General features: G+C 39.8%; 24 protein-coding genes and 2 pseudogenes. 8 read left to right on the top strand and 18 right to left on the bottom strand.

The window, feature by feature from the left end; translation table 11 throughout:
- Positions 1-5 precede the first annotated feature (5 nt).
- Positions 6-401 (bottom strand): annotated as a pseudogene (locus N1I86_RS10385) (tyrosine-type recombinase/integrase); the annotation flags it as partial.
- Between the two features lie 532 nt (positions 402-933).
- On the opposite strand from N1I86_RS10385, the gene N1I86_RS10380 reads away from it, so the two are divergent.
- Both N1I86_RS10380 and N1I86_RS10375 read left to right on the top strand, forming a co-directional pair.
- Positions 934-1,473, top strand: coding sequence for a hypothetical protein (locus tag N1I86_RS10380; protein ID WP_341096172.1), 540 nt, complete (start codon positions 934-936; stop codon positions 1,471-1,473).
- On the top strand, positions 1,470-1,814 hold the full coding sequence (locus N1I86_RS10375; RefSeq protein WP_341096170.1) for a hypothetical protein: 345 nt from the start codon (positions 1,470-1,472) through the stop codon (positions 1,812-1,814). The genes N1I86_RS10380 and N1I86_RS10375 overlap by 4 nt, the downstream gene beginning before the upstream one ends.
- A gap of 833 nt (positions 1,815-2,647) precedes the next feature.
- Here N1I86_RS10375 and N1I86_RS10370 read toward each other — a convergent pair.
- The gene (locus N1I86_RS10370; protein WP_341096168.1) at positions 2,648-3,202 is read right to left on the bottom strand and encodes a hypothetical protein; all 555 of its coding nucleotides are present in this window, start codon (positions 3,200-3,202) and stop codon (positions 2,648-2,650) included.
- Positions 3,203-3,224: 22 nt separating this feature from the next.
- Entirely contained in the window at positions 3,225-3,773 is a 549-nt protein-coding gene (locus N1I86_RS10365) for a hypothetical protein (RefSeq protein WP_341096166.1), read from the bottom strand.
- A gap of 101 nt (positions 3,774-3,874) precedes the next feature.
- Here N1I86_RS10365 and N1I86_RS10360 point away from each other — a divergent pair, with 101 nt between their 5' ends.
- Entirely contained in the window at positions 3,875-4,054 is a 180-nt protein-coding gene (locus N1I86_RS10360) for a hypothetical protein (protein WP_341096164.1), read from the top strand.
- An 11-nt stretch (positions 4,055-4,065) separates the two neighbouring features.
- On the opposite strand, the pseudogene N1I86_RS10355 reads toward N1I86_RS10360, so the two are convergent.
- The 3 genes and pseudogenes from N1I86_RS10355 to N1I86_RS10345 form a co-directional block, all read right to left on the bottom strand.
- Positions 4,066-4,185, bottom strand: a pseudogene (locus N1I86_RS10355) (protein rep); the annotation flags it as partial.
- 169 nt (positions 4,186-4,354) lie between these two features.
- Entirely contained in the window at positions 4,355-4,981 is a 627-nt protein-coding gene (locus N1I86_RS10350) for a hypothetical protein (protein ID WP_341096162.1), read from the bottom strand.
- A 75-nt stretch (positions 4,982-5,056) separates the two neighbouring features.
- On the bottom strand, positions 5,057-5,314 hold the full coding sequence (locus N1I86_RS10345; RefSeq protein ID WP_341096160.1) for a hypothetical protein: 258 nt from the start codon (positions 5,312-5,314) through the stop codon (positions 5,057-5,059).
- 205 nt (positions 5,315-5,519) lie between these two features.
- On the opposite strand from N1I86_RS10345, the gene N1I86_RS16765 reads away from it, so the two are divergent.
- Positions 5,520-5,906: a type II toxin-antitoxin system PemK/MazF family toxin gene (locus N1I86_RS16765; RefSeq protein ID WP_445662263.1), complete on the top strand. Its 387-nt coding sequence runs from the start codon at positions 5,520-5,522 to the stop codon at positions 5,904-5,906.
- A gap of 471 nt (positions 5,907-6,377) precedes the next feature.
- On the opposite strand, the gene N1I86_RS10335 is transcribed toward N1I86_RS16765, so the two are convergent.
- From N1I86_RS10335 to N1I86_RS10325, 3 genes are all read right to left on the bottom strand, one after another.
- The gene (locus tag N1I86_RS10335) at positions 6,378-6,836 is read right to left on the bottom strand and encodes a hypothetical protein (protein WP_341096155.1); all 459 of its coding nucleotides are present in this window, start codon (positions 6,834-6,836) and stop codon (positions 6,378-6,380) included.
- 354 nt (positions 6,837-7,190) lie between these two features.
- Positions 7,191-8,360, bottom strand: a complete 1,170-nt coding sequence (locus N1I86_RS10330; RefSeq protein WP_341095899.1) for an IS256 family transposase — start codon at positions 8,358-8,360, stop codon at positions 7,191-7,193.
- A 304-nt stretch (positions 8,361-8,664) separates the two neighbouring features.
- Complete coding sequence (locus tag N1I86_RS10325; protein WP_003353149.1) at positions 8,665-9,654, bottom strand: NADPH:quinone oxidoreductase family protein; 990 nt, start codon at positions 9,652-9,654, stop codon at positions 8,665-8,667.
- 416 nt (positions 9,655-10,070) lie between these two features.
- Between N1I86_RS10325 and N1I86_RS10320 the strand changes: the two genes are divergently transcribed.
- Entirely contained in the window at positions 10,071-10,973 is a 903-nt protein-coding gene (locus N1I86_RS10320) for an aldo/keto reductase (RefSeq protein ID WP_341096153.1), read from the top strand.
- Between the two features lie 109 nt (positions 10,974-11,082).
- Here N1I86_RS10320 and N1I86_RS10315 read toward each other — a convergent pair whose 3' ends face one another.
- From N1I86_RS10315 to gnd, 4 genes are all read right to left on the bottom strand, one after another.
- The gene (locus tag N1I86_RS10315) at positions 11,083-12,231 is read right to left on the bottom strand and encodes a thiolase family protein (RefSeq protein WP_341096150.1); all 1,149 of its coding nucleotides are present in this window, start codon (positions 12,229-12,231) and stop codon (positions 11,083-11,085) included.
- The gene (locus tag N1I86_RS10310; protein ID WP_341096148.1) at positions 12,216-13,682 is read right to left on the bottom strand and encodes an AMP-binding protein; all 1,467 of its coding nucleotides are present in this window, start codon (positions 13,680-13,682) and stop codon (positions 12,216-12,218) included. The genes N1I86_RS10315 and N1I86_RS10310 overlap by 16 nt, the downstream gene beginning before the upstream one ends.
- A 7-nt stretch (positions 13,683-13,689) precedes the next feature.
- A complete protein-coding gene (locus tag N1I86_RS10305) occupies positions 13,690-14,244 on the bottom strand; it encodes a biotin transporter BioY (protein WP_003353153.1) in 555 nt (184 codons plus the stop codon).
- 332 nt (positions 14,245-14,576) lie between these two features.
- Positions 14,577-15,470 carry a phosphogluconate dehydrogenase (NAD(+)-dependent, decarboxylating) gene (gene gnd, locus N1I86_RS10300; RefSeq protein WP_003353154.1) on the bottom strand — a complete coding sequence of 298 codons (894 nt, stop codon included), beginning with the start codon at positions 15,468-15,470 and terminating at the stop codon, positions 14,577-14,579.
- A 416-nt stretch (positions 15,471-15,886) separates the two neighbouring features.
- On the opposite strand from gnd, the gene N1I86_RS10295 reads away from it, so the two are divergent.
- A complete protein-coding gene (locus N1I86_RS10295) occupies positions 15,887-16,735 on the top strand; it encodes a MurR/RpiR family transcriptional regulator (protein WP_003353155.1) in 849 nt (282 codons plus the stop codon).
- 67 nt (positions 16,736-16,802) lie between these two features.
- Here N1I86_RS10295 and N1I86_RS10290 read toward each other — a convergent pair whose 3' ends face one another.
- Positions 16,803-17,459, bottom strand: a complete 657-nt coding sequence (locus N1I86_RS10290) for a DUF975 family protein (RefSeq protein WP_003353156.1) — start codon at positions 17,457-17,459, stop codon at positions 16,803-16,805.
- A gap of 290 nt (positions 17,460-17,749) precedes the next feature.
- Between N1I86_RS10290 and N1I86_RS10285 the strand changes: the two genes are divergently transcribed.
- Entirely contained in the window at positions 17,750-18,286 is a 537-nt protein-coding gene (locus N1I86_RS10285) for a YceI family protein (RefSeq protein ID WP_003353157.1), read from the top strand.
- A 218-nt stretch (positions 18,287-18,504) separates the two neighbouring features.
- Here the strand turns inward: N1I86_RS10285 and N1I86_RS10280 are convergent, their stop codons facing one another.
- On the bottom strand, positions 18,505-19,263 hold the full coding sequence (locus N1I86_RS10280; protein ID WP_341097323.1) for a lipid II flippase Amj family protein: 759 nt from the start codon (positions 19,261-19,263) through the stop codon (positions 18,505-18,507).
- 88 nt (positions 19,264-19,351) lie between these two features.
- Between N1I86_RS10280 and N1I86_RS10275 the strand changes: the two genes are divergently transcribed.
- Positions 19,352-20,397, top strand: a protein-coding gene (locus tag N1I86_RS10275) for an IS630-like element ISBs2 family transposase (RefSeq protein ID WP_076611651.1) whose coding sequence is annotated in 2 segments (ribosomal slippage) — positions 19,352-19,855 and positions 19,858-20,397 — 1,044 coding nt in all. Because the reading frame shifts where the segments join, the coding sequence is not laid out codon by codon here.
- Positions 20,398-21,410: 1,013 nt separating this feature from the next.
- On the opposite strand, the gene N1I86_RS10270 is transcribed toward N1I86_RS10275, so the two are convergent.
- From N1I86_RS10270 to N1I86_RS10260, 3 genes are read right to left on the bottom strand one after another with little or no spacing between them, the layout of a single operon-like run.
- Complete coding sequence (locus tag N1I86_RS10270) at positions 21,411-22,118, bottom strand: ABC transporter ATP-binding protein (RefSeq protein WP_003353163.1); 708 nt, start codon at positions 22,116-22,118, stop codon at positions 21,411-21,413.
- Complete coding sequence (locus N1I86_RS10265; protein ID WP_048622497.1) at positions 22,119-22,898, bottom strand: ABC transporter ATP-binding protein; 780 nt, start codon at positions 22,896-22,898, stop codon at positions 22,119-22,121.
- Positions 22,873-23,844, bottom strand: a complete 972-nt coding sequence (locus N1I86_RS10260) for a branched-chain amino acid ABC transporter permease (protein WP_341096143.1) — start codon at positions 23,842-23,844, stop codon at positions 22,873-22,875. The genes N1I86_RS10265 and N1I86_RS10260 overlap by 26 nt, the downstream gene beginning before the upstream one ends.
- Between the last annotated feature and the right edge of the window lie 9 nt (positions 23,845-23,853).

Raw genomic sequence — 23,853 nt, 5'->3', positions numbered from 1 at the left:
AAAAGCGTTTTCCGCATGGTATGGGTACCGATCCCTTCCGTGATCTCAGCCATATCTCCAGCTTTGTTGAGCTGCCTGTACGCCTGAACCGAAATCGGCTTGTCTTCCTTCCGGGAAGAAAACAGCCACTTAGTATCCAGTGTTTTGACGTAGTCCTGGACTTCCTCGTAGATGTTTTCGAAGTGGATCGTCCGGGGCTTTTTCGTTTTTCCTTTCAAAATCACCATTCTTTTTTTCCGGCGTACTTCCTTAGTCTTCAGCTGGAGCAAATCCCCGATCCGCAAGCCCGTGTTAATCCCAATCAGAAATAAAATATAGTCGCGCTGGCTGCAAAACCGTTTCAAGGCCCATTTCATGTCTTCGCAGTGTGTAGATAAATACCAAAGATGAGTTCTGTACATTAAGCATTTGAAACGGTACATTTTCCATATAGACAAACTCTTGTTCATTGCGAACTGGATATTGTAGTAGGTTCGGTAGCCTAATTCATGCCGTCGATAAAACAATATGTGTGTCGTCAAGTAAAAGACGATAAAATACATGAAAAACGATGTACGCTTAGGCCTGTTCAAAACAGAGATGGACTGCGAACTGCGAACGCTTAGTCAGACAAGAATCCCACCACACCGTAAAATTAAAGTATAGACATTATTTTATAATGTTATTAAGGGTGTCCGTGAGATGGAATCTGAAGGAAAGCTGGAGGCAAAATTCCAACCCGAGGAACACGAACATCATCAGACTCTCACAGAGTAAGGCTGATGAACAAGTCAAAGCAAGCTATCGGGAGGTGGAAACGTGAATGGTACGGGGGAGAGGTCGTCTAATCAAATAATGATTAGCCTCCTACTCAACTAGCAAATTTTTATTTTTTGAATAGAAGGAAATTCACTACTGCATATAGAACATTCTAAATAAAGGAGCATTCCTGTAATGAGGAAATTTGGTAAGTTCTTAGTTATTCCAAGTCTAGTGATTGCTTTAATTGTAGCTTTTGTAATTCCTAGTAAAACTTTGGCTGCAGAAAATAATGTAGTAGATACTGATTTACAAGTAAAACAGTTATCTGAACAAGAAATACAACAGTTGGCTTTAGAGTTGAATGCGTTATACGTTAGTGAAAATTTAGGAACAGACTCTGAAAATCCTGTGATAGAAACCAAAGGAATAAAATCAAAAGCAGCACTTAAAGTAGCTGAAATGTTAATAAAATCAGGGAATAAAACAGTTAATATTTTAGAAGACTTGGGGTTATTAGATGCTGCAGCAGCGAAAAGTTTTAAAAAAGTAACAGGTAAAGTAGGAAAATTCGTAGAATCACTTGCAAGTGCTGGAGATGATGCTGCAGCAATGGCTAAAAGCCAATTGCCTAATAAGTTAAAAAGTTGGGGAATTAAAGATAAAGGAACTCAACAAATGATTGCTAATGCTGTGTCATATGCTATTAAAGCAGCAGATTGGATATTCCTATGAGTTTTGTAGATATTCCAAATTCAACCCAAGAAATACGGGGGGATATTCCTATGAGTTTTGTAGATATTCCAAATTCAACCCAAGAAATACGGGGAATTATTTATGATATTTTTGCAACTTACAATATAATATTACTTGATAGAAAACGTGAACCTGTATTAAACAAAATAAGAGAAGAATATAAGTATCTAAAATTACCTGATGTGGATGATGAAGAAATAAAAATAAAGTTATCATCTTTATTTGAAAACGAATGGGGTATTTCGTTAGAAGAAGTTATTAAAGGGTGTAAAAAAGATGGTATATTCTCAGAAATTATTAAGTGCTTAGAAGAAAAATAAAGAGTAAGTGTCAACGGTAAGCGGAGAAAAAAGACGGTCCCTGTAAGGGGGCTGTCTTTTTTTGAGCATTAAGGAGTTGACACGTGCGAATGATTAAAGGGAAAAGCTTATGGTTCGACTGTATTTCAAATGTCAAAACGTTTAAAATGTGAGGGGGATAAAAACGGAAAAAGAACGTATGCAAAATACTGGAATAATTAACATGGAGGTGGAAAAACAACATGACGATAATGAAAAAACGAAATCTATTTATTCTAATAGCTGTATCATTAGGAATTGTTGCAATCCCATTTATCTTTAACTTAATTGCATATAATGTATTGAATTGAATTGTAAAAGAAGGGCTTCTAATTTCTGAAAGTCCTTCTTTTTTTTAGGTAAAGAGTAATTATGAGGAAGTGTCAACGGTAAATCGGACTGAGCGAGGAACGAGCGAGGGAGAATTTAAGGAGTTGACACGAGCGCATGATTTACACCCTCTTGGCATTTGGCATTGTCGAAACTTTTTGTTTCGACCTGACAAAAAGAACTTTACATAGGGACTAAACGCTCACCACAGTCGAAAGTGAGGTTTGCTCAATTCTTGCAAGAGAAATAGGTGTTTTTTATTTTTTAAAGTTTCGTAGGTTTTTAATTAGAACTTTTATCTTTGGGTGTTTTCCGATAAACAGTAAAATAAATAAATGCAAAAAGGAAGAATAATGTTTGAATCACATTTGTTACTATTTTTAATTCCGAATAATCAAAAAAGATATGACCGAGACAATACGAACCTGTTACAACAATCAGAAATTTCAAAAGGGATTTCATTATTTCCATCTCCTGTTATTTGCTTAGAATAGTAAAAATACAATTGCTCTAGCTGTGATTCCTGCTAACCAACTTGACACGCCAATACTTTTCTTTAGTGTGCTTTTTGCACTACTTGAAATTGGAAGTTTGGCTATGTAATTTCTAACTGTTCTATCCCAAGACACTCTTCCAATTTTTTGCAGTTTACTAATCATAGATTTTGCGGCAACTTTTGCAGCAGTTGATTTTACACCTAGAGTAGTAATACCACTATCTTGTTGTGCTTGTTGTGGAAGATTGGATTGGATACCATATTGAATATCTTCTGCCGAAATTCCATGTTTTTGCAATTCAATTTCTAACTCTATGAGCTTTTGAATTTCTTTTTGAGATAGTTTTGTATTCGCTTCTTGGTTTGTTACCGTCTGTGCTTTTGCATTTACTGCAAAAGATGTAGATACAGAAAGTAAAAGTGCTGTTGCAACAGTTACCTGGATAATTTGTTTTTTCATTAAAGTTTCCTCGCTCAGTCCGGTACCGTTGACACTTCCCCATAATTTGCCCTCTCCCGATAGAATTTCTCTCCCTCTTTTCACTTGATCTCCCTCATAGGGAGGACTATTCAAAGCATGATGAATATACACTTCCAAGATTAAATAAATCAATAAGTGCTCTTTTTGCTTCAGGACTAGCTTTCTTTGCAGCTTTACTTACTGCAGCTTTCACAGAATTATATTTGCTTTTCCCCATTCTTCTTGCAGCCTTATAAGCAGGAATCAAAGCTTTAACAAACTTTGTAGCACCTCCAGCCGCTTTTATAGCAGACTTTATTTTTGCTACTTTTGCGATCGGTATAAGGTTAGAAGCAATCGCCAAACCAACTGCGGAAACACAACCTACTACCCCCAAAGTAACAAACTCACCTTTTTGTTGAACTGGTATATTAGAATTTTCTTTCAACCAATCAACTACTGCCTGATCGCCCTCTGCAATAACACTATCAGGCAAAGCCTCAATAGCAGAAAAAACCTCTACTAAATCTTGATACTCTTTATCCATCTCAGGACTAGGACTTACTGCTGTTGCACTTACAGAACCAATAGATGACAATAATAAAACCAACGCCATCACAAATAAAATATTCTTTTTATCCAAAAAAGCTGTCATTCTACCATACTCCTTTTGATTTTTCTAGAATGTATGGTAAAAATATCATGTTATATTAATTGGGGCAATATCCATAAACTTGTTCAATTGGAGGAGATTTCATGAAGACTTTAGAAAAATATAGCTATCTGATTGTGATCATCTGTTTAGCTGCTATCATAGTTACAAATTTTAGCGTCAAAGACGATACTATAAAAAACTCAGTATCAGTCATTGGATTTGTTATTGTTCTTATAACTTTAATCTCATCTGCAATTTATAGAAGAAATCAAAAAGGATAAGGGGATTTCCCTTATCCTTTTTCAATTATGTAATTTTTAATACCAGGATGCCAGTAAGCCATAACCTCAAATGCTCCATTTGCAACCTCGTCGTTTTCCTCGTCAATTCTGACCAAATCGCCGTCCTCCGCACATATTGTTTCACTGTTGCCCTGCAAACCTCGCCACCAAAATAAAACCGAATTTTGCATTTAGCAAAGCATTTATACATATAACGAAAGATAACTCTGCCTGAGAGCCTCACAAAAACACAAATTTTTTAGTTCTTTTGAATGTCGATACACGTTCGTATCGACTTTCTTATTTTTCTTCCCTTTTTTTGGAAAATAAACGTGAAAAAAAACCTTTTTGTATCTCTTTTTCTGCTATGGCGGCTTCGATTCTAGCTTGCCTAAATTCTAAAGCGTGATTCAATGATTCCATGAGTTGTCGATCACGTTTTTCCAATGACTCTTTGATGAATTTTTCTTGTTCTTGAACTCGTTCCGTTAATTGTCTATTGACCTCCTTGAGTTCTTGAAGCTCTTTTACGATATCTTCAATCATGTTGAGTTTATCCAACTGATTCATCAACTTATTGAATCGGTTATCATATTGTACTATATCGCTTGATTCTTGTTGATTTAACTGGATTTTTTTAAGCGTATCGCTTTCCGCTTCATCTCGTATCTTTTGTTTCTGATTGAACACGATCATTTTCGCAATACGTTCCACTGGCATAGCGTTCTTTTTAGATAAATTCTTTACCTCATTGAAAACAAAAACATCGTTTTCTGTATAGATCCTGAATCCATTTTCGTTTTTTATGAATCTATAACCTGCTTTTTCCAATGCTTGTGCGTATTTTCTTACAGTCGATTCCGCTATATCGACCATATTCGCTATATCTTTAGTGCCGTATTCTTTCCCTGCGTTGTCGCTATTCATGACCCATTCACCTCTAGATACATATTTCAACACAGGTCATATCGTATCCTTTAAAACCATGATTACAATCTAGTTTCAACATTTATCCAACTCATCCGCAATCATGAATAATTCTTGTTTTAATTGTTCATTTTTCTCAACTGGAACGAAAATAGTTCTTTCTTCGTCGATGATTAAGTTAATCGGATCATCTCCATCAATTAATCTAGCCATAGAACGTAATCCCTTAGCTTTGTACGCTCCGTCAACTGAATATCCAGCGATACTTCTCATAATAAACCGATCACCATCAAAATAACCGTCTATAATTTCTAAATGATCAATAACAGACATTTAAGAAGATCTCCTTTTTCAATTAATAGACACCTAGAGTATCCAGATCACTTTTATTTTCTTTTGTGGTTTTGTTGCCTTCAAGCCAGTTATAAAAAATAGCATGAGGTGAAGGCTTAATCGTTTGTTGTTTTTGTTGCTGCTGGCGCTTAAGTTCCTCGATTTGGGCTCGTCTATCCTTTACCAACGAGTGTACTGGGCTCATATGGGAGTAAATATAGGCAGTGAAGAGGACAAACATAGACCTGTAGTAGTTGTTAGAAGTGAAAATAATTCACCTATATGTTACGTTGTACCACTAACTACCCAAAGACTAAATGACAAATATTGGTACCATATTGACCTTGATGGGTTTAATAACACCGCTATGGTTGAACATTTTCGTACAATTTCAAAGGACCGTATAGATGCTCCCTTATGGAGAAAAGGAAATATTGCATGTATCACTAAAGAAAATATGAAGGAAATCCAAAAAGAAATCCGCCGTATGTTCGGAAACGAAAAAGGAAATATACCAAGAATAACGAGAGATAATTTAGACGAGATAAAGAAAGAAATCGAAAAAATAACCAAGGAATCGGGAGAAAAATAACCGTAATATGAATAAACGCCTTTTTCAGGAAACTCAATATCAAAAATAAGTTGGTTTTTAATTACTTCCACGCTCAATGCTCGTCCAATTGGTGGAATAGTGTAATCATGAGCCCATAGGAATACAGGATTTTTCTTGTAATTATCTAGTTCCCATCCACTTGCTAAAATAATGTCTCCATCGCGGTCTCTCGCTTCATTTGAGCCGATAAAACGTAAAATCCTATTATCTTCTTGCCCTAATTGCTTAACCCTAAAATCAAGTTTTTTTTTAATTTTCATCTGTGCCTCACCTTTGTTGTCCTTGCTGCCAATCGAGTGCAGAAATTTATTTGATATTGCTGAAATTTCTCTTTATTTTTTTGCCTATACCTTCTTTGATAGGCGTTTACCTTTTCTTTGTTCTTTTCTCGCCATTTCCTCATGTATTCTCTTTGATATTTGCGTTTAGCTTCCAGTAACTTTTGTTCCATCATTCAACCCCCTCAAGCTCTAACAAGCGTTTTTCTGATTGTTCTAGAATAAACTCGGTTTCTGTTATTGACTGCTGTTTATCAGCCAATCTTCTTTGGTACTCTTTTTTAATCTCTTCTAGCTCTTGTTTCTGACGTTCTAAAATACGAGTATCCGACACTAGTTTTCGTTTTAGATCGTTTGCTTCTGCTTGCAAGCTATCCAATTCATTGTGAATCTCAATGCGCTTGTTATCTAGCTCTTTGCCGTCAACATCTCGCAAACGATAGTATCTGCCTTCTAGCTGTGTTGCCTTCATATAATCCCCAACGTCTAGACAAGCGTTTCTTTCTTCCCAAATAGCTTTACATTGCTGGACATTCTCGTTAATTTGCTCGTAAATACGCTCCAATTCCTCCTTTTTTTGTTCAATAAGCCCTTTAGTCTCTTGATTCTTTTCCGTTTGTTTCTTTGCCACTTTTATCACCCCTTATGATTCTTTTAAACTTAAACAAACAAAAAAAGCCATATTCCGTCTCTTGGAATAAGGCTTCTAAGTGTTTGTGTAAGTCCGAATAAGTTTGGCTATGCCTGAGTTGGCAGTAGTATAAGACCATTCAAAAGAAATGTACACTTATTTTTTTTATTTTTTTTACTTACATGCTTTCCATTGGTACCGTCAAGAATTTTGTGTTATGTAAGATAGATAGGATATCTCTGAAATGGATTTGGAATGGATAGGGGTTCGATTTCCTCCACACAGGAGACTGAATATTCAGTCTCCTGTGTGGAAAGGGAGAATCCCCTTATTTTGTTTATTTACAATATTTGGTTAACAATATCGTTCTTCAAACATTCGTTGAAGAGCTTCATGCGCTTCGGCAAATCCTCGTAACTTTCTTCCTGCCCATTTCTCGTTAAAATCTTGAATCGTCAAATACACGATTTTTTCAGCGGCTTCTAAACTACTCAAACTGTTCATCGGTCTTAGACGTTTCCGAATCTCTTTGATCGTTCGTTCAATGGCATTGGTCGTGTAAATCACACTTCGAATACTGCTTGGATAATCCATAAATGTAAGGAGGACATCCAACTCATTGGCCCAAGATTGAACTTCTCTTGGATATTTGCTGGACCATTTCGACTCAAACTGTTGAAACATTTGTAACGCCATCTCCTTATTCGGCGCACGATAAATCAGCTTGAGATCCTCGGCCACTTCGAATTGGTCTTTTTTCCGAACACGATTTAGGGTGTTGCGGACTTTGTGCACGACACAGCGCTGCACATCGGCTTTCGGATACACCGCCTTAAAGGCTTCCTCCAGCCCCGGAAGGCCATCGAAGACGCCAAGAAGCACTTCCTTGACGCCTCTTTGGTAGAGGTGTTGAAGAATTTCCTGCCATACATAGGCGCTTTCTTGTCCTCCCACAAAGAAATCAAGAATTTCGCGATATCCTTCTTCGTTCACCCCTAACACCACATAAACCACTTCTTTCTCCACGGTATCGCGACGAAGTTTTACATACAAGCCGTCTAAATATAAGACAGAATAACGTTTGTGCAGGGGACGTTTGTGCCATTTCTCAATGTCTTCTTTCACGATATCGGTCATACGACTGATCGTTGAAGGAGAATAGGCCTTGCCTAAAATTCGTTCAATAAACTTGCCAATTTCACGCGTACTCATACCACTTTGATACATCTTGATGATGGCTTCCTCGAGCCAGCCCGTATGGCGTTGGTAAGGAGCGAACAATTGGGTTTGAAATTCTCCGTTTCGGTCTCTAGGGACCAAAAGACCTTCAATCCGGCCATATTGCGTATCTAGATTTCGTTGATAGTAGCCGTTTCTCATATTCGATGTTCCGGCCTGCTCTATTTCGAGGAAATTCTTGATTTCTTCCCGCATGATCAGTTCTAATTTTTCCTTTACAAACTGACGAATGACACTTTCCAGTTGATTTGCCCAGTCGACATTCGGTATACTTCTTTTAGACATAGGTAGGGTACTCCTTTCTCTAAGATTTTTGGTCCAATCAGAGAATACCCTACCTTTTTTCTTTTGTTCTAGCAAAATGCTTTACACAAACTTTTATACATCATCCAAAAAACCATTACCGTTTTAGAAAAACACACCAATGCGTTAAACATGTATCAACATTATTTGCCTGAAAACTTATAAAATCCCCAATGCTTATTCATTCATAAGAAAAAGGCAAGCAAACATATTATGCATGATAATATGCACCTACCTTTTTTTGAAAGATTTTTAGATTTTAGGTCTTAAAAAATTTTTCCAACGATTATAACTTTACAATCGTTCTTCCGCGCATTTCGCCTCTTAAGATTTTAGCCAATACATCCGGCAATTCATCGAGCGTAACTTCATGGCTGATCGAATCCAGTAGATGATCCGGTTTCCACTCATCAGCCAACTTCTCCCAGAGATGCAATCTAGTCTCCATTGGGCAGAAGACCGAATCAATGCCAAGCAAGTTTACCCCACGCAAAATGAATGGAAATACGGTAGATTGAAAGTTGGTTCCACCCGTCATTCCGCTTAAAGCAACAGAACCTCCGTATCGAATCGACGCTAATATGTACGGCAAATATTGTCCTCCGACCGGATCGACAGCGGCAGCCCACTGTTGCTTCAACAAGGCGCGTTTTTCAGGCATGACAAATTCTTCTGGAGAAACAAAATCTCTTGCACCCAACTGCTTTAAGTAGTCATGCTCCGCTTTTTTGCGAGTACTTGCCGTTACTTCATAACCAAGTCGGCTCAGTATGGAAATGGCATGGCTTCCAACTCCTCCAGTCGCTCCAGCCACCAATACCCGTCCTTGGCTTGGAGAAAGATGATTTTCCTCTAGTCGATGGACGGAAAGAGCAGCCGTAAAACCAGCCGTGCCTATTGCCATTGCTTCCTTCATGGAAAGACCTTTCGGCAACGGAACAACCCAATCAGCGGGAACACGAGCCACTTCGCTGTATCCGCCAAAATGGGCCACACCTAAGTCATAACCCGTAATTAACACTTCGTCTCCTTCTTTGAAACGATCATTTTTGGATTCAATAACTTTCCCCGCCAGATCGATCCCCGGAACCATAGGATATTTTCTAACCACTGTGCTGTTGTTTATCGATGCCAGCCCATCCTTATAGTTCACGCTGGAATAATAAACTTTTATCGTAACATCGCCTTCTGGAAGATCCTCTTTTGTCAGCTCTTTTATCTTTAGTGAAAAAGCCTCCTCCTGTTTGTCCGCCACTAAGGCACGAAATTTCTCCATGTCGAATCCCCCTTTATTCTAAATTTCCATATCAGAAAATAATTCTCCTTTTGCGTTGCTAATTCCTTCTTTTTTGCGATATTTCATTTCGAAAAAGCACTGCTTTTGACGATGTTCCTTTTATTTTGCCGTTCATGATCCATCCCTTCTAAATCCTAAGACAAGAAGATCATCTATTCATTTAAATACACAAATTCACCGCCAACGTTAAACTAACCACTCCATAATGAATGATAAAGCAAAAGAAAATCACGTGGTTTGTCATGATTTCAAAACTTAGCTATAGCTCAATTATGAATTCCCATTAGCAAAAAAGAAGCATAGTTCATGAATGGTTTGGTAATGACAGGAAATGTTGGAGAGGTTAAGATAAATCTGTATTATCGTTTATCTTATTCACAGAAGGAGAATGATGAATGGAAAGAATAAAATTAGCCAGTGATTTATCATTTTCTCGAATCATCCACGGTTATTGGCGGTTGGCGGATTGGAAAAAGTCAAAAGAAGAAACTCTTTCAATCATTGAATATTGTCTTGAACTAGGCATTACGACCTTTGACCACGCTGATATTTATGGTAGCTACACATGTGAAGCGCTATTCGGAGAAGCATTGGCCCTTAAGCCAAGTTTGCGAGAAAAGATGGAAATTGTCACAAAATGCGGCATTGTCCTTCCCTCGCCAAACCAGCCGGAACATTTATCACATCATTATAACACCAGCAAAAAACATATCATTCGTTCCGTCGATCAGTCATTAAAAAATTTTCAAACTGACTACATTGATGTACTGTTGATCCACCGCCCCGACCCGTTTATGGATCCCGAACAAACTGCCGAAGCCTTTGCCGAATTAAAAAAAGCCGGAAAAGTTCGCTATTTTGGAGTATCCAATTTCAAAGACCACCAATTTGAAATGCTTGAGTCTTATTTAGAAGAAAAATTGATTACCAATCAATTAGAGCTTTCCGCTTATCATTTAGAAAATTTCGAGGACGGTACTTTGAATTTTTGCTTAAAAAAACGGATACCACCTATGGCTTGGTCGCCTTTAGGCGGTGGCGCCATTTTCTCGTCCCAAGAAAAAAAGGCAGTGCGAATGAGAAAAACATTAGCGAAAATTGCCCGGGAAATTCAAGCGGAGAGCATAGACGAAGTTTTGTATGCCTGGCTTTTGAACCACCCGGCCAAGATTATGCCAATCGTGGGGTCCGGAAAAAAAGAACGCATCCAAAAAGCGGTCCGATCTTTAGAGCATACATTAACACACGACCAATGGTTCGAAATACTTCACAGCTCCATGGGACATGAGGTGCCTTAATCCCTTTCCGACCATATAACAACTTTCTAAAATCTAAACCCAGCCTATACCTGCCAAATCCCCTTTTCCCGCTCACGGATACAGTGCGGGAGAAGGGGATGATCAATAGTCATGATCGGAAACGTTGAAACAAAGCCGAAAGTCCAATTCCACCGCCTATCCCTAAAGTGGCAAGGCCCGTTTCTCCAAAATCACGCTTTATTTCATGAAAAAGCCTTGTCACAATAATGGCCCCTGATGCCCCATAAGGATGTCCAATGGCTAAGGCGCCTCCGTGAATATTCACTTTTTCTTCCGGCAACCCCAATTCGCGAATGGAAGCAATCACTTGAGAAGCAAAAGCTTCATTAAATTCAACCAAGTCAATATCCTGTAGGCTGATTCCCGTTCTGTGCAGCAATCTCTTTACCGCTGGAACCGGTCCGATTCCAAGCAGATTCGGATCGACACCTGCTACAGCGCTGTCGATAAACTCCATCACCGGCTCCAGATTCAGTTCGCGACATTTTTCCAAAGACATCACAAGGACGATGGCCGCTCCGTCATTGATCGGACACGCATTTCCCGCTGTCACCGTCCCATCTTCTTGAAAAACGGGCTTTAGTGCTCTCAATAAAGAAAGAGTAAGTCCGGGACGAGGACATTCATCTTGACTCTTATTGTTTATCGGGACAATTTCTTCAGCGAATAATTGATTTTCTTGAGCCTTGACAGCTTTTTGATGGCTTCGTAGTGCATACTCATCCTGTTCTTCTCGGCTCACATGATACACTCGTGCCACATTTTCCGCTGCGATCCCCATTTCCGGATCCCCGATCCAATCTGGAGAAAATCGTGCGCGCGTATAAATTCGCGGTGCGGTCGTCGAATATAAAGAAGCTGGTTTTTCTATTTTCCACGGCGCCAAACTTGTGCTTTCCACTCCACCTGCTAAATAAATATTCCCTGCACCAGCCTGGACAAAACGGCAAGCCGTAATGATGGCTTCCAACCCCGATCCGCACTGACGATCAATGGTCATTCCTGGTATTTCAACAGGCAAACCCGCCGTTAAAGCGGAAAGCCGCGCGATGTTACCCCCAGGTCCCACCACGTTCCCTAAAATCACATCATCTATTTCTGCCGCAGGAACAGGGCATTCCTCCAGCACTGCTTGAATCACTTTCGCTGCCAACACTTCCGGCAGAACATTACGGAAAATTCTGACAATTTTTCCAACAGCACTTCTTTTTGCTGCCACAATCACTGCTCTTGGCATGACAACACCTTCTCCAGCCACTGTTTTAATGTGAAGCGATCTACTTTTCCGCTTTTGGTCAAAGGCCAATGATCCATTTCAACCCATTGTTTTGGGCATTTGTAAGCAGCGAGATGCTGCCTACAAAAACGCTTGATTTCTTCTTCCGATTCTTTTTTTCTCCACTGCACACACGCGACGCCTTTTTCGCCCCAATACTCGTCCTTTATTCCAATGACCACCGCTTCTTCTACCGAAGGATGCTTTTTAATGACATGCTCTACTTCCTCTGGGTAAACTTTCAGCCCTCCGCTTTTAAACATATTTTTGCGTCGCCCGACAATATGAAGGCGCCTTGTGAATCCATTCTTCCCATATCGCCAACAGTGGCCCCAAAATGGGTTAACACTTTTTTCGTTTCGTTCTCGTCTTTTACATAACCGGAAAAATAATAATGGGCTGTCTATGTAGACTTGGCCGATTTCCCCCGGTTCGACATCCCGTCCTGCTTGATCACAAATGCGAATGTGAACACCCGGAAATGGCTTGCTTCCTTTTTCTTTAGCCGGATATTCTTGATAAGCGACAAAGCTTAGCTCCGAAGCTCCATAATATTCAAACAATCTTGCCTGCGGAAAAAACTGCTTTGCCCGCTCCTTTGAATTTTCCTCCCAATAAGCACCGGAAGCCAAAATCCATTTAACACTTTGATGGATGATGGGTTTCCATCGGTATTGAGCCATTATTTTTTCCAGCATCGTCGGGACAACATGCAGCATATCCACACAGCCTTGCTTCAACAGACGACAGACTTTGTCCACATCAAACGACTCAAGCATATAAAAAGTGCTGCCGCCATGAACGGCATGAACAGCGGCAAACAACGCCAAAGAGTGGCATAAAGGCCCCGGAGCCAAAACGCTATGGCCGCTATGAAAACCAAAGGCTGTCTCTCCGGCGGAAAAGCTTTTAAGCCATGAACCATGATTGCGAACATAGCCTTTCGGTTTTCCCGTCGTACCTGAAGTAAATCCCAAATAAAAAAAGTCGTCTTCTGTCGGAGGCTTTGGCAAATTCGAACTGCCGGCAGAATACTGATACAGCTGTTCGACCGGTATTACCAAAGTTTCTTGCCATCCCGGAGGAGAATCATTCTCTGCAATCACCGCATCAGGACAGGCAATACTCATGGCATGACGCAATTCCGTCGTCGTCCATTTTCTATCTAAAGGGACAGCGATCCAACCGAGACGAATAATCGCAAAAAAGGCTTCGAGGAATTCCGGCCTATTTCCTAGCCATAAAGCGACTTTTCGTCTTCTTCCCTCTCCTAATATTTGAAGAAGCTTATCGGATATTCCTTTGATGTGATCCCGGAATTCCCTATAAGTAATCTGTGTGTGTTCAAAACAAACAGCCGGTGTATCTGGCTGCGTTTCTGCATAGTGCGATAATGATTCTCCTATATACATGGCCGGCTCATCCTTCATCCGCAAACCTTTTGAAGGATAAACGCTTTCTCAATTCAATGGCTACTACAGCCGACACGATCGCTTTCGTCAAATCTCCCGGCAAGTAAATCAGAGCTGCTGTCATCGCCGCCAGCCATGGCGTACCGGTAACAACGGATAAATACGTTACTCCGCATAAGTAAACGAAAATCATCCCACCTAAAATATTAAAAAGAAGCAACTTCCACACATTTAGATTATTTCGATAGCGGTCCGCCAAATAACCGATCAAAAACGCCGCAATCGGATAAGACATAATATATCCTCCGCTCGGGCCAAGGAGTACGGACATACCTCCTCTTCCACCTGATAATACCGGAACGCCCATTGCTACTAACAGATCAAATAATAACAAACTCAAACCTCCCAATCTGGGACCAAGGACCGCCCCAGCCAGCATCACTCCAAATGTTTGAGCTGTGATCGGAACTGGCGAAAACGGACTTGGGATTGGCGGTATCAACCCTAGCGCCGCCACCACAGCTGTAAACATCGCCGCTAGCACCATATCTCTTGTTTTCATCTTCATCCTCCTCATGATGTATGATACTAGCATTATAGTAAACAATACTTTTTATGTAAACTGAAAAATAACAAAGTTTACATAAAACAAAACTTGCTCAGCCTGCTATACATTGATAAAAGGCTAGCCATCAAAACCCTATGGAACGCTCCCCCGCCCTCTCTACCTAATGCTTTAATGGCTTTCTTTTTTAATCCCTTTATCAATATCGGTGGACCGTCAATCGATGGAAAAAATCATCCATTAAAAAAGACCGCAACTACATCCTTTCTCAACGAATCACTCATGATCCGCGCTTTTAGGTGTAGTTAACGGTCCTGAAAAAGAATAGTTTAAGATCTTTCTACTGCATGCCCGCCAAATTCATTTCGTAAAGCAGCAACTACTTTTCCAGTAAAGGTATCGTTTTCGAGCGAACGATATCTCATCAATAAGGACAGGGCGATAACCGGTGTGGCCGTTTGTAAATCCAGAGCCGTTTCCACCGTCCATTTTCCTTCACCGGAAGAGTGCATCACGCCTTTGATGCCGTCTAATTTCGCATCTTTCGAGAAGGCGCGTTCGGTTAATTCCATCAGCCAGGAACGAATGACGGACCCATTGTTCCATACTCTCGCGACTTTTTCATAGTCAAAATCAAAGTCGCTTTTCTCCAACACTTCAAATCCTTCTCCAATGGCGGCCATCATCCCGTATTCAATGCCGTTGTGGACCATTTTCAAGAAGTGGCCGCTGCCCGGTTTGCCGGCATATAAATAGCCGTTTTCCACAGCGGTATCCCGGAAAATCGGTTCCACGATGTTCCAAGCTTCGGGATCTCCCCCTACCATATAACAAGCCCCATGGCGAGCTCCTTCCATGCCTCCGGAAGTACCGGCATCCATGAAGCGGATGCCTGCTTCTTTGAACTCGTTGTAGCGGCGAATCGACTCTTTATAGTGGGAATTCCCCGCTTCGATCACAATATCGTCTTTTTCCAAAAGCGGCTTCAGGTCGCTGAGGACGGAATCCACCACACCATGCGGCACCATGATCCAGACAATTCTTGGCTTTTCCAACGAGTCCACCAGTTCTTGTAAGCTGGAAGTTCCTTGAGCGCCATATTTTTGGATTTCTTCCACCGCCTTGGGATTGACGTCATACGCTACCACTTCGTGGCGATGGTCGATTAAGTTTTGGCCTAAATTCAGCCCCATTTTTCCTAAACCGATTAATCCAATTTTCATATTCATTCTCCTATCTTAATAGAAAAAATTTTCTTTTTATCATTATTTTATAATAAAAATTTTTTAATTCAAAGATGGCAATGAAAATATATTTTATTCACAGCTTTTTTCATGTACACTAAAATAAGAAACTTTCGTTCGACAACCCGATAACGTATCCGGGACGAAATAGGATCAAAGAGCAATCGTCAAAAATTTTTCCAACTACGTAAGGCAGGCAACGGAGCTTATCATCATATGGAGACAAGACCTTCGGGAAGTGCAAAACACAAGAAATCAAAACCGTTTAATGGAAGCGTTCACAAGATTATGGTTAACAAAGCCAAAGAACCTGCAGATTCAGCCGATGCACTATGATCATCCCTGCTTTGGATTGCTTGTCTGTTTTAAAAACACGAAAAAGGAGAGAGTGACTTATGGCCACCCGATCTTGCTTGCAAACCATTCGATCTGCTTATTCCAGCTTTAGTCCTAAGGAACAAACGATTGCCGATTACTTTTTGGAAAAACCGCAAGAAGTTATCCACAGCACTATCAACCAAGTAGCTGACGACCTTCAAGTGGCCGAAGCTACGATTTTCCGTTTTTGCAAACGTATAGGTTTTAAAGGGTTTCAAGCAATGAAAATCGCCTTGGCATCTGAAATTGTGACCCCCATTCAAGATATACATGAAAACATATTAGAAGATGATACAAGCGATCAAGTCGCTGAAAAAGTGTTCCAATCCAATATCCGAACATTGCAAGATACTCTGAACATTTTAAACCTTCAACACTTTGGGGAAGCGGTTGAGTATCTCCTGCAGGCAAAAAAAATTTCATTTTACGGCACAGGCGGCTCAGCCATCGTGGCTTTGGATGCTCAGCACAAATTTATGAGAACAGGCATCCCTACAGAGGCATTTATGGATGCCCACTTTCAAATCATGTCCGCCTCCTTGCTGTCCAAACAAGATGTCGCGGTCTTTATCTCTCATTCCGGAATGAATAAAGATTTGCTTGAAATTGTGGATGTTGCTAAAAAAACCGGCTGTAAAACCATTGCCATTACCAGTTTTTCGAAATCGCCGCTCACTCAAAAGGCCGATCTATCCTTGCATACCGTTTCACAAGAAACCGAATATCGTTCAGAAGCTCTCGCTTCGCGCATTGCCCAATTGTCCATCATTGACGCTTTATTTGTCAACGTCATGAAGGAGAGAAAAGAAAAAGCCGCAGGCACGCTTCAAAAAATACGGGAAGCAATCGCTGTGAAAAAAGTGTGAACAACGCTTTTTCTCTTACGAAAAAAACCACCCATTTGTAAATGAGCGGCAGCATGTAATCCTTCGATTATGGTTGGGGAACTTCTTCCTTTTTTTGAGAGATTTCTTCATAAAAACGGGCTAATGAGCTGTAGACGTAAGGAACTAACCAAAGAAACCCGATACCTAAAGTAATCAAACTGAGGATGAACCAGCCAATAAAACTTAATTGCAGCAGAAAGTATCTCCATTTGTATCCGTTCATCATTTTTCTGCTCTCTGTAATGATTTGATTTAATGAATAGTCCGGATGATCTTTCAAAATAAAGTAAGCTTGAGAATAAGCGAAGCTCTTAATAATACCTGGAATGACTAATAATAAAGACCATAAAAACGTGTAAATGGTTATGAGAATGGTCAAGCCGAGCGATTTCCAGTACAACTTGCCGGAGAACAGCTCGAACGTGTTCTTTATTTGAACAGGTTCTTTTCTCACCAATCGTAAAAATACCCAACTGTATCCAACCGTAACCGGTGTTAACAACAATGTGAGGATTTGAGACACAATGGCAGGCCAGTTTTGCTCTTCAGTTGCCCATCGTGTAAAACCGCCGCTTAAAATGACTTCTACTAAATAAGGGACCACTGAATAAACCAAAAAGACGACGATGCTTAAAAGCACTGCAAATCCCCAATGGTTTTTTAGCGCCTGCCGCGCTTCTCTCTTGATGCTCCTTATTTTCATGCTTTTTCATCTCCTCTCCATACAACATATTCAAAAGACATCAAAAATTGTTTAAAAAAAGTTAATGAATAAGTCTATTTTTTCATCCAATGTGTTGATCTTTTTCCTAAACCCTTCTCCCGATACTGTTTCATTTCTCCTTTAAACATCTATCTTACGAGCGCTTGTATGAAAAAACTGTTTAAATTGACAATTGTTACTATCACTCTTACACTTTAATTATCGCATTATATTATTTATTTACACAAACTTACTTTTAGTAATAATATTGGTGAATTGGAGGAATCAAAATGACCATATCCAGGTGGATCGTGGACCCGGCCCATAGTAACATTGATTTTTCTGTCAGACATATGATGATATCGAGAGTAAGGGGCGCATTTAAAAACTTCAATGCTTCCATTGAAGCGGATCCAACCGATTTAACAACGGCAAAGATTCAAGTAGAAATCGATTTAGCCAGCATTGACACTCGCAACAGTGACCGTGATCAACATTTAAAGTCCGCTGATTTCTTTGACATCGAAAAATACCCAACATTGACATTTCGCACTACAAACATTCACAAAAAAGGCGATGGAGAGTATGAAGTAACGGGAGATGTCAATTTTCATGGCGTCACTCGCCCAGAAACATTTACAGTAGTGTTTGAAGGCTTGGCGAAAGATCCTATGAGCGGTAAAGAAAAAGCAGGATTTTCCGCTAATGGCGTGATTAAACGTAGCGACTACAACCTGACTTGGAACGCTCCGCTCGAAACCGGCGGTGTTCTTGTCGGCGATGACGTTAAAGTAGCCATCTACATTGAAGCTGCAAAAGAAGATTAAAAGAAAAGCCCGAATGGGGGCCATACGCCTCCTTCGGGCTTTTACATCATCACGTTAGATCGTGGTTCTTTTCTACTCCTATCTTAGACCTTTATCAGGCCAATAAATAAGGACATTAAGTTTTTTATCAAGAACAAATTTTAAAAAGATAAATAAAAGGACATTACATATTTTATATGGCTAAAATGTAATGTCCTTTTTGTGGAATAACGTCTTCATTAAATCCACTTGGCAAACCAAGCGACATAGTAGGCAGCGGGAATAAACAAAAATTGAGCCACGATTGTGCCTAAAAATTTTGAACTAACCATTGTCAAAGTGTAACTTTTTAAATAAATATAATCAATTTGATTTTTCATTACTCTATCTGCTAATACAGAAGCTTTTGGATCAATAAACAAAGTTAACAAAATGGTCGCTATTCCATTTATAATCCCAGATGATATTAATGCAGCCTGTGCATAATCTTTCGGAACTAACAATGAAGCATATATGGAAGAGAGTACACCAGTTGTAAATATAGCAGAAATAATGATATTTATCACAAAAAGACGTTTAGGTATTGTTTTTAAGGTAATCCCATTTAGGTAGGTAAATCTCGGCAATCTAAAACATTTCAAAACTTTTTTAAAACCTTCTATATTAAAGAACTTAAAAAATAAAGTGATCATCGAACCTCGTTCATTTGACAATTGAACGATCGCTCTTGAGAAGACGTTGATAAATGTCGGAAAAAGAAAAATTCCCAGTAAAACTCCAATTGAAGTTAATCCCATTAAAATTCTATACTGCTCCTCTATAAAATGTAATCTATTTATATCTGGAGCTTCTGCAATAAGTTTTGCTGTTAAAGGTTGTTGAATGGTTGTAGATAATCTTGAAACGACCACTAATGTACTAAACAAAGATATTGCAGTTGCGATTAACTTTACTCTTGCCCCTGAAATCCTCGTTGAATAGGCCAAAGTCTCAATCATTGTGATAACTATATAAATTGAAATAAAGGTTTTCTCCCATTCCACGGCGAATAAATACAAAGAGAAAATAGGGGAACGGAGAGAAAATATGATGCCAAATCACAAAGACGAGATCGAAAAGTTGTCCACTGCCATGAAAGAAGCAAAAAGTAAACGAGCATATGAACGCTACCAAGCGATTTATCTTCATTTGCAGGGATATACCAAAGGAGAAATCGCAACGATTATTGGTCGATCCAAGAAAACTATTTATAACTATATTCATGCCTACGCCCAGCGCGGTCTTGATGGACTGGAGATGAAATACTCACCTGGCGCCCCACGTCGATTGACCCCTGAGCAGGAAAAAGAGCTGGCTTTGATCATTGAACATCAGCTCCCCGTAGATGTGGGATTCGAAGCAAAATATAATTGGACGCTTGCGATAATCGCTGAACTCATTCAACAAAAGTGGGGGCCAACATACACGCTTCGCGGAACAAGTGACATTCTGCATCGGTTAGGGCTAAGCTATACGAAACCGACCTATACACTAGCCAATGCCGATGAAGAGAAACAAAAAGAATTCGTCGAAATCACCTTCCCTGAAGTAAAAAAAAACTGGTAGATGGGAACATCGCCCATGTCCTCTTTCAAGATGAGTCGATGATTCGTGATTACCAAGCGATTCAAAAAACATGGTTTGTCAAAGGAAAACAACGAATCATTCCGACGTTTGGAAAACATCAAGGGCTGAAGCTGATTGGCACGTTGAACTACGAAACAGGGGAAGTGTTTTGCATCGAAGAAGAATGCTATGACGCGGAAACATTTCTTCGATTTCTTCAACTTGTGTTAGAACGCTATCCCACAGGCAAAATAGTGATGATTTTAGATAACGCTCGAATTCACCATGCCAAACTCATTCAGCCATTTTTAAAAGAACACGAAGATCGGTTAGAGCTCGTCTTTTTGCCACCATACAGTCCGCAATTGAACTTGATTGAAGGGCTATGGAAATGGCTGAAATCAGACGTGATTTACAACGTGTTCTATTCGAGTGTGCAAGAAATTAGAAAGAATGTCCAAGCCTTTATTCAGCGAATCAACCAGAAACCAGAACAAACGATCGATCGTTTGTGTGTTCAGTTGTAAATCTTTAATTCAACTTATATAATAAAAATGAAGAGATGATCATTACTTTACTTGTAATTAGTTCCATAAAAATCCCCCTCATAAATAAAATTATTCTAACCGTAAACAATGTTTCATCAACTTACCGACCATATCATTTTGAATTTCTTCATTAGATGAATCGTCTTGTCTGTTTTTTGCTTTAACAAGTTGCAGGGGATTGGCCCTTGCACTCTCATATGGATTCCTCAACCATGGGACAAACTCCATCAAGTCTTCTTAAACGAATCTCCCTGTAATCTGTCTTTTTCTCCCGTAAATACATAAAATATTGCTTTAAAGCATAACGGTTTAGTTTTTACTGTATTACTGCGTTTCCCTGTTGTATTTAAATAGTTCAGATACTCCACGAGGAATCAAAGGAAATCCCACTTCACCACTAATACATTATCTCCTGCTGTTATTCTCTAAAAAAGCCTTACTTATTTACAATCGGTCGAAAGACTTCGCTACGCCTCCCGCTGTGAGCTATGCCCTTTCCTAAAAAACTAATTATTTTAAATTTTCATCCAACATCGATATATCTATTATGTATGAAAAAAGAGGATATATGTCCTTAAACTGAACATAATACCCTCTAGTCATCATAGTATATTTAAAATTTCCGAAGTTCTTTTCGTTTTACGTCCCATAAATCCCTCCATAGTCCGTTTTGCACTTCGACTTTTATTTTCGTTTCTTGTAAAAGAATGCTGATAAAAATATAGATATACCAAGAGCAATAAGTCCGCTTGAATCGAGAAAATTTATTAATGTAGACTTTTCTTTCATATCTTTTATGAATAATAAAAGGCCATACGAAGCAAAAAAAATTCCTGATACAATACTTATTTTTCCAATGAGAGACAAATCTTTCATGAAATACAACACTCCACATTCACCATTTTTTCTATAATATTAGCAGAAACCATTGAAATGATTAAAACACTTCCGCCTTGTTCAGACGGAAGTGTTTTAATCAGAACTTTTGTCCATTATTGCCCTCCTAAATAAGCATGTTTGATTTGATCGCTTTCGTTCAGTTCTTCCGGAGTTCCGGACAGGACGACTTTCCCTGTTTCAATCACGTAAGCTCGATCGGCTACTGACAGAGCCATATTGGCATTTTGCTCCACCAGCAAAATGGTTGTACCAGTTTCATTGATTTCCTGAATAATTCGGAAAATGGTTTTCACTAAAAGAGGCGCTAATCCCATGGAAGGTTCATCCAGCAGCAGCAGTTTTGGACGAGCCATCAATGCTCGGCCCATGGCTAGCATTTGCTGCTCTCCGCCCGATAAAGTTCCCGCCTGCTGCTTCCAACGTTCCTGCAGCCGCGGAAACAGCTGAAAAACTTTTTCGTAATCTTTACGAATCTCATCTTTATCCTTCCTTAAAAAAGCTCCTAATTCCAAATTTTCTTGAACAGACATATTCGCAAAAATTCGACGTCCTTCCGGAACGTGAGAAATCCCCATCTTAACGATTGCTTGAGCCGGTTTTCCCATAATAGATTGATTCTCGTACTCTATTTTTCCTGATTTCGGCTTTAGCAATCCGGAAATCGTTTTTAACAGTGTACTCTTTCCAGCGCCATTCGCTCCTATCAGCGTCACAATTTCGCCTTGATGAATATCCAAAGACACACCCTTTAAAGCATGAATATTTCCATAATAAACATGAATATCTTCTATTTTCAGCATTTACGATACCTCCTCGCCCAGATAGGCTTCAATGACTTTCGGATTGTTTCGAATTTCCTCCGGTGTTCCCTGGGCAATCAGCTGTCCGTGGTCGAGGACGTAAATCCGTTCGCAAACACCCATGACTAAATTCATATCATGTTCAATCAACAAGATCGTCAATTCAAACTGATCGCGGATAAACGCAATCAAATTCATTAAATCATGAGTTTCCTGCGGATTCATTCCGGCTGCCGGCTCATCAAGCAATAAAAGCTTTGGATTCGCTGCGAGAGCTCTCGCAATTTCCAAACGCCGCTGCTGTCCGTATGGCAAGTTTTTTGCCTTTTCGTGTACATAACCTTCCAGTTTGAAAAGCTTTAGAATGTCCAGCGATTTTTCTTCTATTTCCTTTTCATTCTTAAAATGGGAAGGAAGGCGAAAAATGGAGCTGATAATAGAGTTTTTCGCTGAAGAGTGATAAGCCACTTTCACATTGTCAAGAACAGAAAGGTCCTGAAACAGTCGAATGTTTTGGAAAGTGCGGCTGATGCCTTTTCGTGTAATTTTAAAAGGCGCCATTCCATTTAACCGTTCACCGTTAAACAAAAGATTTCCTTCCGTCGGTACATATACGCCGGTTAAAAGGTTAAAAAAAGTAGTTTTGCCGGCTCCGTTTGGTCCGATTAGCCCGACAAGCTCCCCTTTATAAATTTCCATATTGGCCTCGGCCACAGCTTTTAAGCCGCCAAATCGAATTCCGACATTCTCCACTTTAAGCAACGGTTTGTTTGTTGTCATGGTTCGTTCCCCCTTCAGCTGCACGTTTCTTGAAAAATGTCGCCAGTTCTTTTGTCCCCATCAGTCCTTGAGGGCGGAACAACATCATGAGAATCAAAACAAGACTATATATCACCATGCGGGTTTCCGGATAATCTTGAAGAAACGTGGAAATAATCGTCAGCAAGATCGCTGAAATAACCGCTCCAGACATGCTCCCTAATCCACCTAATACAACAAAAATCAAGATATCAAAAGACTTTAAAAATCCGAAGTTAGTCGGCTGAATGATGTAAAAGTTGTGGGAATATAAACCTCCGGCCACCCCGGCAAAAAACGCCCCTATCACAAATGCCACCACTTTATAAAAAGTAGTATTAATCCCCATCGCATCAGCAGCGATTTCATTTTCACGGACGGAAATACATGCTCGTCCATGTCTGGAATTCGTAAAATTGGCTATCACTACAATAGCAATCAGCGTACAGGCAAATACCCATGGCCACGTGGTAAAATGAGAGACTTGCATCCCGCTTGCTCCCCCGACATAATCAATATTCAATAATGCAATCCGCAATATCTCTCCAAATCCCAGTGTGGCAATGGCCAAATAGTCTCCTTTTAAGCGAAGCGTCGGAATCCCGATGATCAATCCTGCCACAGCTGCTGCCACTCCGCCTATCAAAAGGGCTGCCGAAAAAGGCAATTGAAACTTCATCGTCATAATCGCCGATGCATATGCCCCCACCGCTAAAAACCCGGCATGGCCAATCGAAAATTGTCCTGTAATGCCAATAATAAGGTGAAGACTGACCGCCAATATGATATTGATGCTAATTAAAAATAGTGTGTTTAAATAGAAGGAATTAAGAATTTGCCCGTTAATAAGAATTTGAACCATTGCAAATGCCGCGAGCGCCAATATGATGGAAAGCCAAAAGCCTTTTGTATGTCTGATCGTCATCATTTTTTCCTC

This window comes from Bacillus sp. FSL W8-0116 (genome assembly GCF_038003825.1).
Lineage (GTDB): Bacteria > Bacillota > Bacilli > Bacillales > DSM-4216 > Bacillus_O > Bacillus_O smithii.
Note: the sequence above shows the minus strand (reverse complement) of the source record. Positions and strands in the feature narration are given on the sequence as shown.

Excerpts from the sequence above, each read along its gene's own strand:
- N1I86_RS10260 (WP_341096143.1), bottom strand. The coding sequence starts at position 23,844 with ATGATGACGATCAGACATACAAAAGGCTTTTGGCTTTCCATCATATTG.
- N1I86_RS10295 (WP_003353155.1), top strand. The coding sequence starts at position 15,887 with ATGGCCACCCGATCTTGCTTGCAAACCATTCGATCTGCTTATTCCAGC.
- N1I86_RS10325 (WP_003353149.1), bottom strand. The coding sequence starts at position 9,654 with ATGGAGAAATTTCGTGCCTTAGTGGCGGACAAACAGGAGGAGGCTTTT.
- N1I86_RS10380 (WP_341096172.1), top strand. The coding sequence starts at position 934 with ATGAGGAAATTTGGTAAGTTCTTAGTTATTCCAAGTCTAGTGATTGCT.
- N1I86_RS10320 (WP_341096153.1), top strand. The coding sequence starts at position 10,071 with ATGGAAAGAATAAAATTAGCCAGTGATTTATCATTTTCTCGAATCATC.
- N1I86_RS10280 (WP_341097323.1), bottom strand. The coding sequence starts at position 19,263 with ATGATTGAGACTTTGGCCTATTCAACGAGGATTTCAGGGGCAAGAGTA.
- gnd (WP_003353154.1), bottom strand. The coding sequence starts at position 15,470 with ATGAAAATTGGATTAATCGGTTTAGGAAAAATGGGGCTGAATTTAGGC.
- N1I86_RS10365 (WP_341096166.1), bottom strand. The coding sequence starts at position 3,773 with ATGACAGCTTTTTTGGATAAAAAGAATATTTTATTTGTGATGGCGTTG.
- N1I86_RS10285 (WP_003353157.1), top strand. The coding sequence starts at position 17,750 with ATGACCATATCCAGGTGGATCGTGGACCCGGCCCATAGTAACATTGAT.
- N1I86_RS10315 (WP_341096150.1), bottom strand. The coding sequence starts at position 12,231 with ATGCCAAGAGCAGTGATTGTGGCAGCAAAAAGAAGTGCTGTTGGAAAA.
- N1I86_RS10270 (WP_003353163.1), bottom strand. The coding sequence starts at position 22,118 with ATGCTGAAAATAGAAGATATTCATGTTTATTATGGAAATATTCATGCT.
- N1I86_RS10375 (WP_341096170.1), top strand. The coding sequence starts at position 1,470 with ATGAGTTTTGTAGATATTCCAAATTCAACCCAAGAAATACGGGGGGAT.
- N1I86_RS10265 (WP_048622497.1), bottom strand. The coding sequence starts at position 22,898 with ATGACAACAAACAAACCGTTGCTTAAAGTGGAGAATGTCGGAATTCGA.
- N1I86_RS16765 (WP_445662263.1), top strand. The coding sequence starts at position 5,520 with ATGGGAGTAAATATAGGCAGTGAAGAGGACAAACATAGACCTGTAGTA.
- N1I86_RS10310 (WP_341096148.1), bottom strand. The coding sequence starts at position 13,682 with ATGTATATAGGAGAATCATTATCGCACTATGCAGAAACGCAGCCAGAT.
- N1I86_RS10350 (WP_341096162.1), bottom strand. The coding sequence starts at position 4,981 with ATGAATAGCGACAACGCAGGGAAAGAATACGGCACTAAAGATATAGCG.
- N1I86_RS10330 (WP_341095899.1), bottom strand. The coding sequence starts at position 8,360 with ATGTCTAAAAGAAGTATACCGAATGTCGACTGGGCAAATCAACTGGAA.
- N1I86_RS10345 (WP_341096160.1), bottom strand. The coding sequence starts at position 5,314 with ATGTCTGTTATTGATCATTTAGAAATTATAGACGGTTATTTTGATGGT.
- N1I86_RS10305 (WP_003353153.1), bottom strand. The coding sequence starts at position 14,244 with ATGAAAACAAGAGATATGGTGCTAGCGGCGATGTTTACAGCTGTGGTG.
- N1I86_RS10360 (WP_341096164.1), top strand. The coding sequence starts at position 3,875 with ATGAAGACTTTAGAAAAATATAGCTATCTGATTGTGATCATCTGTTTA.
- N1I86_RS10290 (WP_003353156.1), bottom strand. The coding sequence starts at position 17,459 with ATGAAAATAAGGAGCATCAAGAGAGAAGCGCGGCAGGCGCTAAAAAAC.